Source organism: Azospirillum sp. A29 (assembly GCF_042604625.1).
GTDB classification, from domain to species: Bacteria; Pseudomonadota; Alphaproteobacteria; order Azospirillales; family Azospirillaceae; genus Azospirillum; species Azospirillum palustre.
In genome coordinates, this window is record NZ_CP170466.1 from 443382 (window position 1) to 456042 (window position 12661).

The following is a 12661-nucleotide window of genomic DNA, read 5'->3' on the forward strand; positions in this document are numbered from 1 at the left end:
TCGGCCGGTCTTCCGATTATGGTGCCGCTCCTTCCGGCGATACGAGAGATCGCCGCGCCGGTTGGGGCGTCGCCAAGTGGTAAGGCAGCGGTTTTTGGTACCGCCATCCGCAGGTTCGAATCCTGCCGCCCCAGCCAACTTTCCATTCGCTGATACAGCAAACGTCCAACCCGCCCTTCGGCGGGTTTTCGCGTTTCTGGCGGCTGGACCTGGACCGCCCCTTTCCGAGATCGGCACCGGCCACGCGGTACAGAACGCAATGCATTCTGTACCAGGGCATCGAGACCGGAGGCAGATGACTCGGGAGCAGTTGCCTTGCGGGTGTCCCGAGCCACTCTTTCCTTAAACAGCGGCCGCCAGTGAAGCCGAAGCCTGTTCGGATGCCAGAAACTGCGCGGAACGGGCGGTGGATGTCGTCAGCGGGGCAGCAGACCGTCCCTCGCGGTACCCCGACGTCACATAATGCGTCGCAGCCCCCAGTTCGCTGGTGCCGTACATCCCGCGAAGGTCCGAATACCGCGCAAGATAAGCGGAGGCATTGAACGTGGTCGACCGGCCTTCAAGCCGTCCTGCGGTGGCATAGTGAAGCGCCGCAGCGGTCGTGTTCGTTCCAAATGCCTGGATGAGATCCGGATTGGCGGCGATGTAGCTCATCGCGTTGAAGCTGGTGCTGCGGCCTTCCAGACGTCCGGCATTGATATAATGCTGGGTGGCGGCAACAGTGTTCGCACCGAACGCGGCGGCCAGATCGGGATTAGCCGCAAGATAGCTCGCGGCATCGAATGTCGTCGACCGGCGTTCGCGGATGCCGGCGCTCAGATAATGGCTCAACACCGGCGCGGTGTTTCCGCCGAACGCGGCGGCCAGATCGGGATTCGCCGCCAGATAAGATAGCGGATCCAGTGCAGAAACGCTTGAGGTTGCAACCGTACGATCCTCGAAGCGGATGTATTCGACCCCGATCAGCTGGTCGTAACCGTTCGAGTCATAGACATAGACGGACCCGCCATAGCTGAAGACGGTATTCCAATAGGTGCTCCTATCACGTTGGACGGTATCGACGCCGTCACCACCGTCGATAACGTTGTTCCCATAGCCGCCATCCAGAAGGTCCGATCCGCCGCCACCCAGAATCGTATCGTTTCCGTTATACCCCCGAATCGTATCGTTGAAATCCGACCCGAACATCGTGTCCGAACCTGACAGGATGGAGGAGCGTGCGCTGCTGCTTGCGCCACTGGACAGCCACGCGAGGAAGGTGGTCGCGGGAACCGACAGGTTTTCGACGGTGTAGGTCGGCCTGCCATTCGACAGCGAGCGTATGGCGGAAATCGTTCCGCCCACCACATTGGTGCCCGTCGAATTGTACGCGAAATTTCCATAGAACTCGGTGACTGCACCGCCACCGTAACTTGCCGAAATGTAGGTGCTGTTTGCACCGGATATCTGCGCATACAGAAGATCGGCGATATAGATATTGTCGGTGTTAACCCCGGTCGAACCACCCGCAATAAAGCGTGCCATAGGCCTTCCCCTGATTTTTGTTGCGTTCGTTTTCAGCTCGACGCGTGTTATTTGGATGACGCTTTTAATACCGCTCAAGCTGAACGAAAACAGCCTCAGAGTAGCACAACCTCAGGGTACGAAAAGCACGCAATTGCATTTTTCCGCAACGGCTTGCGGCAGAAAATTGCGAACCGCGCTACCGGACTGCCAGTGATCAGGTGCCAAACGGCGAAGGGCAGCCGGATCGCCAGCCTTACTCCTGAATCTCTGCGACCTCGTTCGCAGAAGGCTCGACCAGCATAATCAAGATGAAAGCGGACCGGTCACCCGGACGCAGGGTTACCTGCTCCAACGTCAGGGCGCCATCCAGCGGATGATTGAATCGGCGCAGGCCGCCTTCACGCTCCAGAACACCCTGGTCCTCCCACATCCGGGCGAACAGCGGGCTGGCCTGCCGCAGTTCGTCGACCAGTTGCCGAAGCGTCGGGTCGTCCGGGTGCCGGGCCGTTTCGGCACGAAACTCCGCCAGCAGCCGGCGGCCACGATTCTCCCAATCCTGAATGAAATCGCGGGCCGACGGGTCGAGGAAGACATAGCGCAGCAGATTGGTTTCGGTGCCGCCAAGCCAACCGGAAAAAAGCCGCTCCGCCCGGGGATTCCAGCCGACGGCGCTCCAGCACCGGTCGAGGAGATAGGCTGGCGCGGTCATCGCCGCCAGCGCCGCAAGCAGCGATGGCGGGGGGCCGTCCGCCTGCCCCGCTGCTGGCATGTCCGGGTCGCGCTTGCGGGTCAGTTCGAACAGATAGGCCCGCTCAGCCGGGGTCAGGTGCAGCGCATTCGACAGGCGCGCCAATGCTGCGGGAGAGACCGAAACGTCGCGGCCCTGCTCCAGCCATGTGTACCAGGTCGGACTGATGCCGCAGAGCTGCGCCAGTTCCTCCCGCCTCAACCCGGGCGTTCTCCGGCGGGCGGAACCGGTTCGAACACCGGCCTCTGCCGGAGCGATCCGTTCGCGGTGGCGCCGCAGGAAGGAGGCAAGCAAGCGGCGTCGGTCGGCCGTTGGATCGACGGGGGCCTGACCGGTGGAGGCGGGTGTGCGGATCATGGTGGCAGTGCTTATACCAGGATAAACACCTGCCTTGTACCCGGTTACGAATGGCACGACGCTCGCCACATCAGCCAGCCAACTGCAAGGAAGCCCCCTATGACCCGGACTCACCATGGCGTCGTCGCCGAGAATTACGGCCCGCGGGCTGATGCCTATGTGTCCAGTGCCGTCCATGCCGGCGGTGCCGACCTGGACCAGATCGAGCTGATCCTGCGTGGCCGGTCGAACGCACGGGTTCTGGATCTGGGCTGCGGCGGCGGCCACGTCAGCTACCGCGCCGCTCCCCATGTGGCGGAGGTCGTGGCCGTCGACCTGACGCCGGAGATGCTGGAGGTGGTCGCCCGCACCGCCGCGGAACGTGGCTTGTCCAACATCGCCACCCGGCAGGCGCCCGCCGAACGGCTGCCCTTCGAGGATGGCCGGTTCGACGTCGTGCTCTGCCGCTTCACCGCCCATCATTGGCGCGATTTCGAGGCCGGACTGCGGGAAGCGCGGCGGGTGCTGGCACCGGGCGGGATTGCGGTCTTCATCGACTGCATCGCACCGGCCGCCGCCGTGCTGGACACCCACCTGCAGGTGGTCGAGGTGCTGCGCGACCCGTCGCATGTCCGCAACTATACGGCGGCTGAATGGATGGCCGCATTGGCACGGGCGGGCTTCGCTGTCCAGTCCCTGACGCCGCGTCGTTTGCGCATGGAGTTCCCGGTGTGGACCGCCCGCACCCGCACCCCGGACCTCCACGTCCAGGCCATCCGCTCGCTTCAGCGCAGTGCGGCGGCGGAGGTCCGCACCCATTTCGACATCACCGAAGACGGCAGCTTCCTGCTCGACACGCTGACGCTGGAGGCGGACCCGGTTTGACAGGCCGGTTCAGCAGGCCGCCGGAACAGTCGTCCGGCGGTCGGTCTCCCGCCTGTCGAGCGCACCGCTCGCCAGCGTCAGGACGAGACCGCCCAGAACGAACAGGCCACCGACCCACGGCGTGGCGCCGAGACCGAGCGGGGAGGAAACAACCTGCCCACCGAAGAAGGCGCCCGCCGCGATGCCCAGGTTGAAGGCGGCGATGTTCAGCGCCGACGCCACATCGACCGCATCCGGCGCGTGACGCTGCGCCAGCTGGACGACATAAAGCTGAAGGCCCGGGACATTGGCGAAGGCCAGCGCCCCCATGCCGGCCAGCGTGACCAATGCCGGTACCTTGGCGTCCGCGGTGAAGGTGAAGACGACCAGAACCAGAGCCTGCAAGGCGAACAGCCAGGCCAGCGCCCGAACCGGCCGGCGGTTGGCGAGCCGGCCGCCGACGACATTGCCGACCGCGATTGCGGCACCGTACAGAACCAGCACGAGGCTGACGGTCGAGTTCGAGAAGCCGGTGATCGTCTCAAGGATCGGCGCCAGGAAGGTGAAGGCGACGAAGGTGCCGCCATAGCCGAGCGCGGTGATGGCGAAGGCCAGCAGAAGCCGCGGCTTCGCCAGGACGCCCAGCTGCGTGCCCAGCCCGGCGGCCGGCGGCTGGCTGAGCCGTGCCGGTACCAGCGCCGCGACACCCAGCCCGCCGACGACGCCAAGCGCCGACACCGCCAGGAAGGTGGCGCGCCAGCCGAAGGTCTGGCCGATCCAGGTCCCCAGCGGCACACCGGTGACGATGGCGATGGTCAGGCCGGAGAACATCATGGCGATGGCGGAGGCGCGCCGGTCCTTCGGCACCAGATCGGCGGCGATGGTCGAACCGACTGAGAAGAAGACGCCATGGGCGAAGGCGCTCAGCACCCGAGCGACCAGCAGCGTCTCGTAATTGGGGCTGATGCCGGCCAGCAGGTTGCCGGCGACGAACACGCCCATCAGTCCGAGCAGCAGCGGCTTGCGCGGCACCCGGCCGGTCAGCGCGGTCAGAATCGGCGCGCCGAACGTGACGCCCAGCGCATAAACGCTGACCACCATGCCGGCCAGCGGCAGGCTGACGTCCAGATCGCTCGCCACGGTGGGGAGCAGGCCGACGATTACGAACTCCGTCGTCCCGATCGCATAGGCGCTGATCGCCAGCGCCAGCAGTGCAAGTGGCATTTCCAAAGTCTCCATTCCAAGAAGTACTGTGCTGCGGAGACGATGTGCGCCATAAGGTCAAGAACGGGAATACCGGCCCAGTTCGCATGATTTTGTCATTCAAGGACAAGGTAAGGATGGAGATGCCGGAATGAGCGATCCGCGCGCCTGGGAAATGCGGGTTTTCCTGCGGGTTGCCGTCCAGGGCAGCTTCAGCGCCGCCGGGCGCGATGTCGGCATGACGCCGTCATCCACGGCGAAGCTGGTCGGTCGGCTGGAGGAACGGCTGGGTGTGCGGCTGGTCGAACGCTCCACCAGGAAGCTGCGCCTGACCGCCGAGGGAGAGCTGTATCGGGAACGGGCACAGGCGCTGCTGGGCGAACTCGACGCGCTGGATGCGGAGATTGCCGGCGGCGCCCGCGCACCGACCGGCCTGATCCGCGCCAACGCCTCGGTGCCGTTCGGCCAGCATTGCCTGCTGCCGCTGCTGCCTGAGTTCCTGCGTGACCATCCCGGCATCACGATGGATGTGACGATGACCGACGAGGTGGTGGACCTCTATGCCGCCCGTGTCGATGTCGCCTTCCGCGCCGGGCCCCTGAGCGATTCGGCGCTGCTGGCCCAACGGTTGGGCGTCGTCCGGCGGAGGATCGTCGCCTCCCCGGCTTATCTGGACCGCAAAGGCGTACCGATGACCGCCGCGGATCTGGAGGCCCATGACTGTCTGGGCTTCAATTTCCGCCGTGCTGCCGCGGTCTGGCCGCTGAAGTCCGGCGGACGGCTGGTGGACCGCGAGGTGCCGACCCGCATCCTGGCCAACAATGGCGAGACAGTTCGCCATATGGCGCTGCTGGGGCTGGGGCTGGCGCGGTTGGCCGAATACCACGTGCGCAACGATTTGCGTGAGGGGCGGCTGGTCGCGGTGCTGGACGATACGCTGGTCGATACCGAGGAAATCCACGCCGTCTATACCGGCCGCGACCGTGCGCCACGCCGTGTCCGGGCCTTTCTGGACCATATGGCCCCGCGCCTGCGCGCGATGCTGGCGGGCTGATTTACCGGACGCCGAAAAAGAAATCGGCCGGATGACTGGCATCCGGCCGATGGAACGCACCGCTTCGGCAGATTGCGTCAGAATGGGATCTCGTCGTCGAGATCCTCGTGACGGGGCGGAGCGCCACCGCCGCCACGGTTGCCGCCTGAAGAGCCGCCACCGTAGTTGCCACCACCACCGCTGCCGCCGCCATAGCCGCCGCCGCTTCCACCGCCACGCGATTCGTAGCCGCCACCGCCGCCGAAGCTGCCGCCGCCACCCTCTTCACGGGCGCCGCCGGTGAAGTCGATTTCGGCCACGCGCACCGACAGGCCGGCGCCGCGGGTGCCGTCACGCTTCTCATACTCGCGCAGGGTCACTTCGCCCGAAACGACGACGCTCTTGCCCTTGGTCAGGTGCTGAGCGAGCGACTCGGCGCGGCGGCCCCAGATCGAGCAATCGACCCATTGAGTCGTCTTGCGCTCACCAAAACCGACATCGTTGGCGACGCGGAAACCCAGCACCTTCTCGCCGCTCTGGGTCGTGCGCAATTCGCCGTCCGCGCCCAGGCGTCCCGTAAACGTCCAAACATTCATCGCTCGTTGCTCCTAAGCGCGAGTGTCCCAGCATCCATGCCGACCCGTCAGGATGCCCGGCGGAGGCACCCAGATGCCGAGGGTTCCCATTCGCAGGGCCGGCTGTTCAATGGCGACCATCCCCCCGGTCCCGCGCAACGAAGCACGAGGGACCGACGCCGGTCAACCGCCGTCGGAAATGCTCCGGTGATGTTCGGACCGGCGCACTCGCCCTGCCGCTCCGAACCAGAACACTCCATGAACAAATATAGCAGAGGAACAGGCGCGGGAAAACCGAATCCTTCGGCTTAGCGCAGGAAACCCGTCAATCGGCGCTGGGATCAGCGCAGGCGACGCGCCGCCAGATCCAGGGCGATCTTCAGCTGTGCATGCGAGAAGGGCCTGTGCACCACACCCAGCGGATAGGTTTCAGTGATGCGCGCCATGGTGCCATGGTCGCTGTTGCCTGACAGGAAGATGGACCGCAGTCCGTGGTCCAGGTTCAGCCGGCGCGCCACCGCGATGCCGTCTCCGCCGCCGAGATGCGCATCGGTCATTGCCAGATCCGGACGTTCACGCAGCGCCAGATCGATCGCCTCACACTCTGTCCGGGCATTGCCGCAGACGGTATGCCCCAGATCCGCCATCACCACCGACAGGGCGTCGGCGATGCCGGGGTCATGCTCCACCAGAATGACGCGCAACGGCTGCCCTGGCGTACGGGTGCGATGGGGCAGATGCTGCTTGGCGATGGCGTCGATCCGGAGCATGCGACCGACCTCGGACGTTGCAACTGTTGCGCGGTATGCGGCAAATCTTGGTAAAATTTCATTTACCGATACGCCGTTTGTACTAGAACCTCCCCGAATTTGCAAGCTCAATCGTTCAGGATCTGACCGTTTGCGTCGGGCGCAAGAGGGGTGCGGGCGCCGCGAGTCGCAGCGCTTCCGACGCCTGTCCAAATCCTGTTGTTGCCGATGTCAGCGTCCGGCCCGACCCAGCCAGTCGATCCCACCCTTGGGCCTTTGGCCAGCGCTGGCGGTGCCCCGAACCGTCGCCGCACGGGATGGCGGCGGTGGTGGCACCGGTTCGCTGGCAAGCCAGGACGCCTGCCCTTCGGCGGTTCGGGCAGGTGCCGGAACCGATGGCGGAGAGGCTGGGCTGGATGGATTTACCGCCGCAACCTGCGGCAGGGCCGGTGCCAGGGGACCGGGAGAGGAAGAAGCTTGCGAAGTCGGCGGCGCCAGCGCCGGCCGGGAAGGTCGGGCCCGCAAATCGGCCGGACGTGGCGGCGCGCCGTCGGCCTGAAGCGGCTCGTCGCTCCGCTCTGACGCATCGTCGCCCCAGCCGTCGGATATGCCGTCGTCGTTCGGCACTCCCCAGGCCATTGCGGCAGGCTGTCGCAGGCGGGGAGCGTCGGCGGCTCCCAGCCAGGACGGACGCTCGTCATCCGACAGCGGGCCGGTCTGGGTGTTTAACTGCCGGGCCTGCTCGCGAATTTCCAGCAGGGTGGTGACCGCCAATTGCAGCAACGGCGCCAGCACCATCGGGTCGGCCATTTCCTCGGCGGTCAGTGCGGCAAAACGGTCGCGCACCGTCTCCACGGCCTGCTCCACGCCATCACGCAGGGCGCCGGCCTCGTGGGCCAGACGCTCCAGATCCTCGCGCAATGCGGAGATTTCACACGCCTGCCGCAACTCGTGAAAGCCGATGCCCGCCCCCGGCACGGGTGCGGATCGCCGGTCGCGTGACGAACCAAAATCGTGAGGCATCCTGGCCTTACCCCGGTTCCAAGCCCAGCTCGATGAAGACGTCCGACCCGTCGGAAACGGCCGTGTCCACCCTTATGGCAACCCGCGCAACCGACAGGCGGTTCCAAAAGCCAACGTCATGGCGCCATTTGCCGGAGCGTCGGCGAAGTTGCCCGGCGTCACGGATGGGTTCCGGATCGGGCAAGACTGTTTAGCGCCGTTGATGTCGTTTGGAAACCGTTTGCGCGTGATGGCCGCTTGTACTATTTTTTCGGCCCCAGGGGAATGGATTCCTTGCGATCCAACATCCAGGCGCTTCCCCGTCGCCATTTCATCTTGCCGGAATCCCATACGGTGTCGATCGACCGCTCGGAACTTGAACGGCTCCTTGCCGATCGCCCGGCTGGCAACCGCAGCGCCATGCAGGCGGTGCGCGAAAGCTATGCCGATATCGGGCTGATGCGCGAGCGCGGCCTGTCCTGGGCCGAGATCTCCGATCTGCTGGCCAAACTGGGGGTGGCTGCCCGCGACAACCAGCCGATCTCGCCCGTTACCCTGCGCTCCGCCTTCTTCCTCGTCGGAAACGAAGGGCGTGGCGAGGCCGCCGGCGACCATGGCGCCGCAGCCCTTCCTGCCGAGACCCTGGCAGCCGTCCATAAAGCCGCCCTGTCCGCCGGCTTGAAGGAAGAGGCCGAAGATGCGGATGAGGGCGGCCCCGAGAAGGACGGCGGGGGCGACACCGGTGTTGAGCCCGTGACGGAGGCTGCCGACTCCGATGTGGAACTGCTGACCGAGACGGCCGGGCTTGATGGCGAGCTTGATGGCGAGGCTGCCCAGGCGAACGCCGTCGCGGAAGAGCCGCTGACGCAAGAGCCCGCGCCAGAAGAGGGCGAACCAGCCCCGAAAGCCGTCGAGGAATCTTCACAACCCGCCTCCCCTGCCCTGGACCTGCTCGCACCGGCGACCGCCGTTGCCGAAGATCGGCCGGCAGAGGATGAGACCGGAACCGGGGAGGATGAAACGCCTCCCGAACCCGCAATGACCAGGCCGGAACCGCAGCCGGCTTCCCATCGGACGTCCACGGCGGTTGCGCGGGGCACCGGCTCTCCTGTATTCCCACCGATGCCTGCCACGATGACCCAAGACGACTCAACAAACGCATACTGGAAAGGCGATCGCATGCTGGGCACGATCTTCGTCCTCAATGACCGCGGCGGCGTCGGCAAGACGCTGCTGTCCCATCACCTGATGGCGACCGCCATGCTGGAAGGCCTGCAGCTGAAGGTCGTCGAGTACGAGGTGAACGAGCGTCTCGCCCGCCTGTTCGGCCCGGACGTGGTCGAACACCGCCGCATCACCCAGGACTTCATGAACATGATGGGGTCCGGTGACGGCTTCTACGAGTTCTGGGACCTGATCGGGCCGGAATTGCAGCGCGGCGGCCGTCTGTATGACTTCGGCGGCAACATCTCGCAGTGGTTCTTCAACTGGGCCGAAGTGTCGGGCTTCGACTATTACGTCGGCGAAGGCGAACGGCTGACCTTCATGGTGCCGGTGACCGTCGATCTCGCCTCGCTGTCCACCGGCATGACGACGCTGGAGCGGGTGGCGACCATCGCCCCGAAGGCCAAGCGCGTCCTGGTGGAAAACGGCTTTTCCGGCCCGTTCTCCCAACTGGAGGACAGCCAGTATGCCCGCCGCAAGGCGGAGATGGTGGAGCGCGAGGGCCTGCAGGTCATCTCCATGCAGCCCTGCACCGCCCCGGCCTGGGCGCGCCTGACCGGCCACCGGCTGGATCAGGTGGCGACGATGACCCGCGAGGATCTGGTGAAGCTGGGCATGACCCCGCCGGTCGCCTCCCGTTCGCTGATCATCATCCACGAATGGCTGCGCAACATGCGCCAGTCGCTGTCGCCCTACCTGCACGACGCCTTCCGCCAGACCCCGGCCACCGCCAAGGCGCGCTGAAGCCTGGGAACGCGCTGAGACGGACCTTCACGAAAAGCCCTTCTTCCCAGGTGGAAGAGGGGCTTTTCAATATCTGCGGGGTGCTCTTCTACGCTGCGCTTTGGGCCGGGCTGGCGCTGTAGAGATCTTCCTTCACCGGGGCCACCGACCGCACCTGATAGCCGGGCCGGGCACTGAAGCGGCGGTTGGCACGTTCGCCGGCCTCGCGGTCCGACTCCGCCCAGACGAGATACTGGCGCCCCCGTGCCCATTCGACGGCCAGAGGGTGCGCGGCATCGATCTCACCGATCTGCTGGTTCACCACGGTGACCAGCCATTCCTTGTCGCCGGGATTGCGCCGGTCGGTCAGGATCAGGATCTGCGGACGACGCTTCGACTGCGCTTCGGTCAGGCGTTGCTGCACCTCCGTCTGCTTTTTGCGCAGCTCCACCATCTCCCGGGTCAGTTCCTCGATCTCGGCGTGGAGGGTCTCCTCCTCCCGATGCAGGCGGTGGATGGTGGCATCCAGCTTGTCGAGGTTGTTGCGGACACCGCGGACGCGCTGGCGCGCCTGCGACACCCTCTGCTCGACGCTCATCAGGATGTTGCCGAGCCAGGCACCGATGGCGACGATGGCCAGGACGATGATGAAGTTGATCATCATGTGACGCCGCCCGCCTTCGCCCGGGCGGTGGCGGGCGGCGTCGGCACGCCCTTGCCGGCGGCCTTGCCCCCGGCCCGCGCATCGCCGCGCATGAACGTCTTCTGGAAACCCATTTTGAACGGAAAGGCCACATCGCACATCTGCTTGGCCTCGTCGAAGCTGGACGCCCAGACCTCGGCCACGTTCGTGCATCGCCAGATGGGGTTGACCTGCGCCCGTTCACCGGCGGCGCGGGCGGCGGCAGACGCCTTTTCCTGCGTCACCGTCGCGACGAATTTCATCAGTCCGGCCTGCGGGTCGCCGACCTCATGCACGAACATCGGCGGCTGGTCGGACAGATCCCGGACCTGCTTTTCCGCCTTGCGGATATCGCTTTCCAGCCGGTTGCGGTCGGAAGACTGGCTGTTCCGGCGCTGGACCAGATGGTTCACCCGGTTTTGCAGCTCCTGCGCCTCCGCATGCAGGACGTAGATGCGGTTCTCGACCTGATCCAGACCGCTGCTCTTTTCCATGATGTTCGGCAGGAAATCCTTCAGCATCATGGCGACCGGGACGGCAGCCAGCATGATGATGACGATGGCGATCAGGAACAGCGTCGTGTTCGACATCCGCCCGCCCGTCCTCCTACCGCGAATCCTGCCCGCAAATCCCGCCGAAGCCCGCATCACCCGACACGGAAGCTGCACCGGCGCAGTGGAAGAGAGAATCAACGAACAATCCGACCCCGTCAACGAATCGTCACGGGTTGGTTCGAAATTCGTCGGAATGAGTCTCTCGGCTGCGGGTCAGGACAGCGCCATCCTTTAGGACATGGCAATCTCCGCCACCCGCTTCACCGCATCCCGCACCGGTCCGGGACGCCGCTCGTCGCCGAGCGTGGTGAACCAATGGTCCGGCGGATTGCGGCCGGCGGCGCGGTTCCAGGTCAGGGCGCGCAGCACCGCCTCCGCCTCCGCCGTCGGCCGCACGGCGGGATCGATACCGTTCATCACCGCCCAGATCCCGGCCCAGCAACGCCCGACCGACCAGGGGTTATAGCCTCCGCCACCGACCACCAGAACCCGCGGTGCCAGGGGAAGCAGCGCCGCCACGGCATCCCACAGCGCGCGGTTGGACAGTTCCAGCCGGCTCAACGGATCCTCGGCCAAGGCATCGGCGCCGGTCTGGATCACCATCGCCTGCGGACGGAAGGCACGGGCCAGCGGCAGGACCGCCGCCTCCATCACATGCTCCATCTCACTGTCGTTGAAGCCCGGCGGCACCGGCAGGTTGCGGGCCATGCCGCCGGCGCGGTCCTCCACCTTGCCGGTGTAGGGCCAGCGCCCATCCTCATGGATGGACAGGGTCAGCACCCGGTCGTCGTCGGCAAAGGCCTCTTCCACCCCGTCGCCATGATGGGCGTCGAGATCGACATAGAGAATCCGCTCCAGCCCATGGTCCAGCAATTCCAGAATGCCGAGAACCGGCGCGTTGAAATAGCAGAAGCCGCTGGCCCGGTCGCGCCGCGCATGATGCGTCCCGGCAGCCGGCGCATAGACAAGACCGGCGGGCCGGTCGCCGAGAATCCTGGCCGCCTGCAACGCCGATCCGCTGCTGTGGGCCGGTCGCCGGTACATTTCGGCGAAGACGGGATTTTCCAGCTTGCCCAGATTATGGCGGGTGGCGGTCGCCTCGTCGACGCGCTGCTCGGCCTCCGCCCGCTTAAGCGCGGCGATGTAGTCGGCGGTATGGAAGCGCGCCAGTTCGCGTTCGCTCGCCACATGGGTGTCGAGATAGACCTCGTCCGGCAGCCAGCCCATGGCGCGGCTGAGGTCGATGGCGGTCGACACGCGCGGAATCGCCAGCGGATGCTTCGGCCCATAGGTCGAGCCGCGGTAGATTTCCCCGCCGATGAACAGCGGTGTGCGGAAGGGCGTGGTCAGGACGGGCACTCCTCGATGCCCGTCAGAAACTAAGTGCCGCGGCGGTGCGGTCAAGCCGCGCGCTTCCATATCCCGGAACCTGTATCCGGCAATGCTTGCGGTCACGGATCGT

At 65.7% G+C, this 12661-nt stretch carries 13 protein-coding genes and 1 tRNA gene; 4 read left to right on the top strand and 10 right to left on the bottom strand.

All coding sequences use genetic code 11. From position 1 onward, the window contains the following. Nucleotides 1–62 precede the first annotated feature (62 nt). Nucleotides 63–137 (top strand) — tRNA-Gln (locus tag ABNQ38_RS16875). Between the two features lie 205 nt (nt 138–342). Here ABNQ38_RS16875 and ABNQ38_RS16880 read toward each other — a convergent pair. Together ABNQ38_RS16880 and ABNQ38_RS16885 are read right to left on the bottom strand one after the other, a co-directional pair. Continuing rightward, on the bottom strand, nt 343–1524 hold the full coding sequence (locus ABNQ38_RS16880; RefSeq protein ID WP_377809402.1) for a hypothetical protein: 1182 nt from the start codon (nt 1522–1524) through the stop codon (nt 343–345). A 235-nt stretch (nt 1525–1759) separates the two neighbouring features. Then, nucleotides 1760–2680 carry a helix-turn-helix transcriptional regulator gene (locus ABNQ38_RS16885; RefSeq protein WP_377809403.1) on the bottom strand — a complete coding sequence of 307 codons (921 nt, stop codon included), beginning with the start codon at nt 2678–2680 and terminating at the stop codon, nt 1760–1762. Between the two features lie 30 nt (nt 2681–2710). Between ABNQ38_RS16885 and ABNQ38_RS16890 the strand changes: the two genes are divergently transcribed. Further along, the gene (locus ABNQ38_RS16890) at nt 2711–3475 is read left to right on the top strand and encodes a class I SAM-dependent methyltransferase (RefSeq protein ID WP_377809404.1); all 765 of its coding nucleotides are present in this window, start codon (nt 2711–2713) and stop codon (nt 3473–3475) included. Nucleotides 3476–3484: 9 nt separating this feature from the next. Here ABNQ38_RS16890 and ABNQ38_RS16895 read toward each other — a convergent pair whose 3' ends face one another. Then, entirely contained in the window at nt 3485–4678 is a 1194-nt protein-coding gene (locus ABNQ38_RS16895; RefSeq protein ID WP_377809405.1) for an MFS transporter, read from the bottom strand. A 130-nt stretch (nt 4679–4808) separates the two neighbouring features. Here ABNQ38_RS16895 and ABNQ38_RS16900 point away from each other — a divergent pair, with 130 nt between their 5' ends. Next, nucleotides 4809–5711, top strand: coding sequence for a LysR family transcriptional regulator (locus ABNQ38_RS16900; RefSeq protein ID WP_377809406.1), 903 nt, complete (start codon nt 4809–4811; stop codon nt 5709–5711). 77 nt (nt 5712–5788) lie between these two features. On the opposite strand, the gene ABNQ38_RS16905 is transcribed toward ABNQ38_RS16900, so the two are convergent. The 4 genes from ABNQ38_RS16905 to ABNQ38_RS16920 form a co-directional block, all read right to left on the bottom strand. Next, the gene (locus ABNQ38_RS16905) at nt 5789–6286 is read right to left on the bottom strand and encodes a single-stranded DNA-binding protein (RefSeq protein ID WP_377809407.1); all 498 of its coding nucleotides are present in this window, start codon (nt 6284–6286) and stop codon (nt 5789–5791) included. 320 nt (nt 6287–6606) lie between these two features. Next, the gene (locus tag ABNQ38_RS16910; RefSeq protein WP_377809408.1) at nt 6607–7035 is read right to left on the bottom strand and encodes a response regulator; all 429 of its coding nucleotides are present in this window, start codon (nt 7033–7035) and stop codon (nt 6607–6609) included. A gap of 210 nt (nt 7036–7245) precedes the next feature. Then, on the bottom strand, nt 7246–8037 hold the full coding sequence (locus ABNQ38_RS16915; protein ID WP_377809409.1) for a hypothetical protein: 792 nt from the start codon (nt 8035–8037) through the stop codon (nt 7246–7248). 72 nt (nt 8038–8109) lie between these two features. Further along, complete coding sequence (locus tag ABNQ38_RS16920; RefSeq protein ID WP_377809410.1) at nt 8110–8886, bottom strand: hypothetical protein; 777 nt, start codon at nt 8884–8886, stop codon at nt 8110–8112. A 309-nt stretch (nt 8887–9195) separates the two neighbouring features. Between ABNQ38_RS16920 and ABNQ38_RS16925 the strand changes: the two genes are divergently transcribed. Further along, complete coding sequence (locus ABNQ38_RS16925; RefSeq protein ID WP_377809411.1) at nt 9196–9984, top strand: hypothetical protein; 789 nt, start codon at nt 9196–9198, stop codon at nt 9982–9984. 88 nt (nt 9985–10072) lie between these two features. Here ABNQ38_RS16925 and ABNQ38_RS16930 read toward each other — a convergent pair whose 3' ends face one another. The 3 genes from ABNQ38_RS16930 to ABNQ38_RS16940 form a co-directional block, all read right to left on the bottom strand. After that, nucleotides 10073–10627 (bottom strand): hypothetical protein, encoded by a 555-nt coding sequence (locus ABNQ38_RS16930; protein ID WP_377809412.1) that lies wholly within the window; start codon nt 10625–10627, stop codon nt 10073–10075. Then, on the bottom strand, nt 10624–11235 hold the full coding sequence (locus ABNQ38_RS16935; protein ID WP_377809413.1) for a hypothetical protein: 612 nt from the start codon (nt 11233–11235) through the stop codon (nt 10624–10626). The genes ABNQ38_RS16930 and ABNQ38_RS16935 overlap by 4 nt, the downstream gene beginning before the upstream one ends. Before the next feature lie 195 nt (nt 11236–11430). Beyond that, nucleotides 11431–12603 (bottom strand): acetoin utilization protein AcuC, encoded by a 1173-nt coding sequence (locus ABNQ38_RS16940; RefSeq protein WP_377810137.1) that lies wholly within the window; start codon nt 12601–12603, stop codon nt 11431–11433. Between the last annotated feature and the right edge of the window lie 58 nt (nt 12604–12661).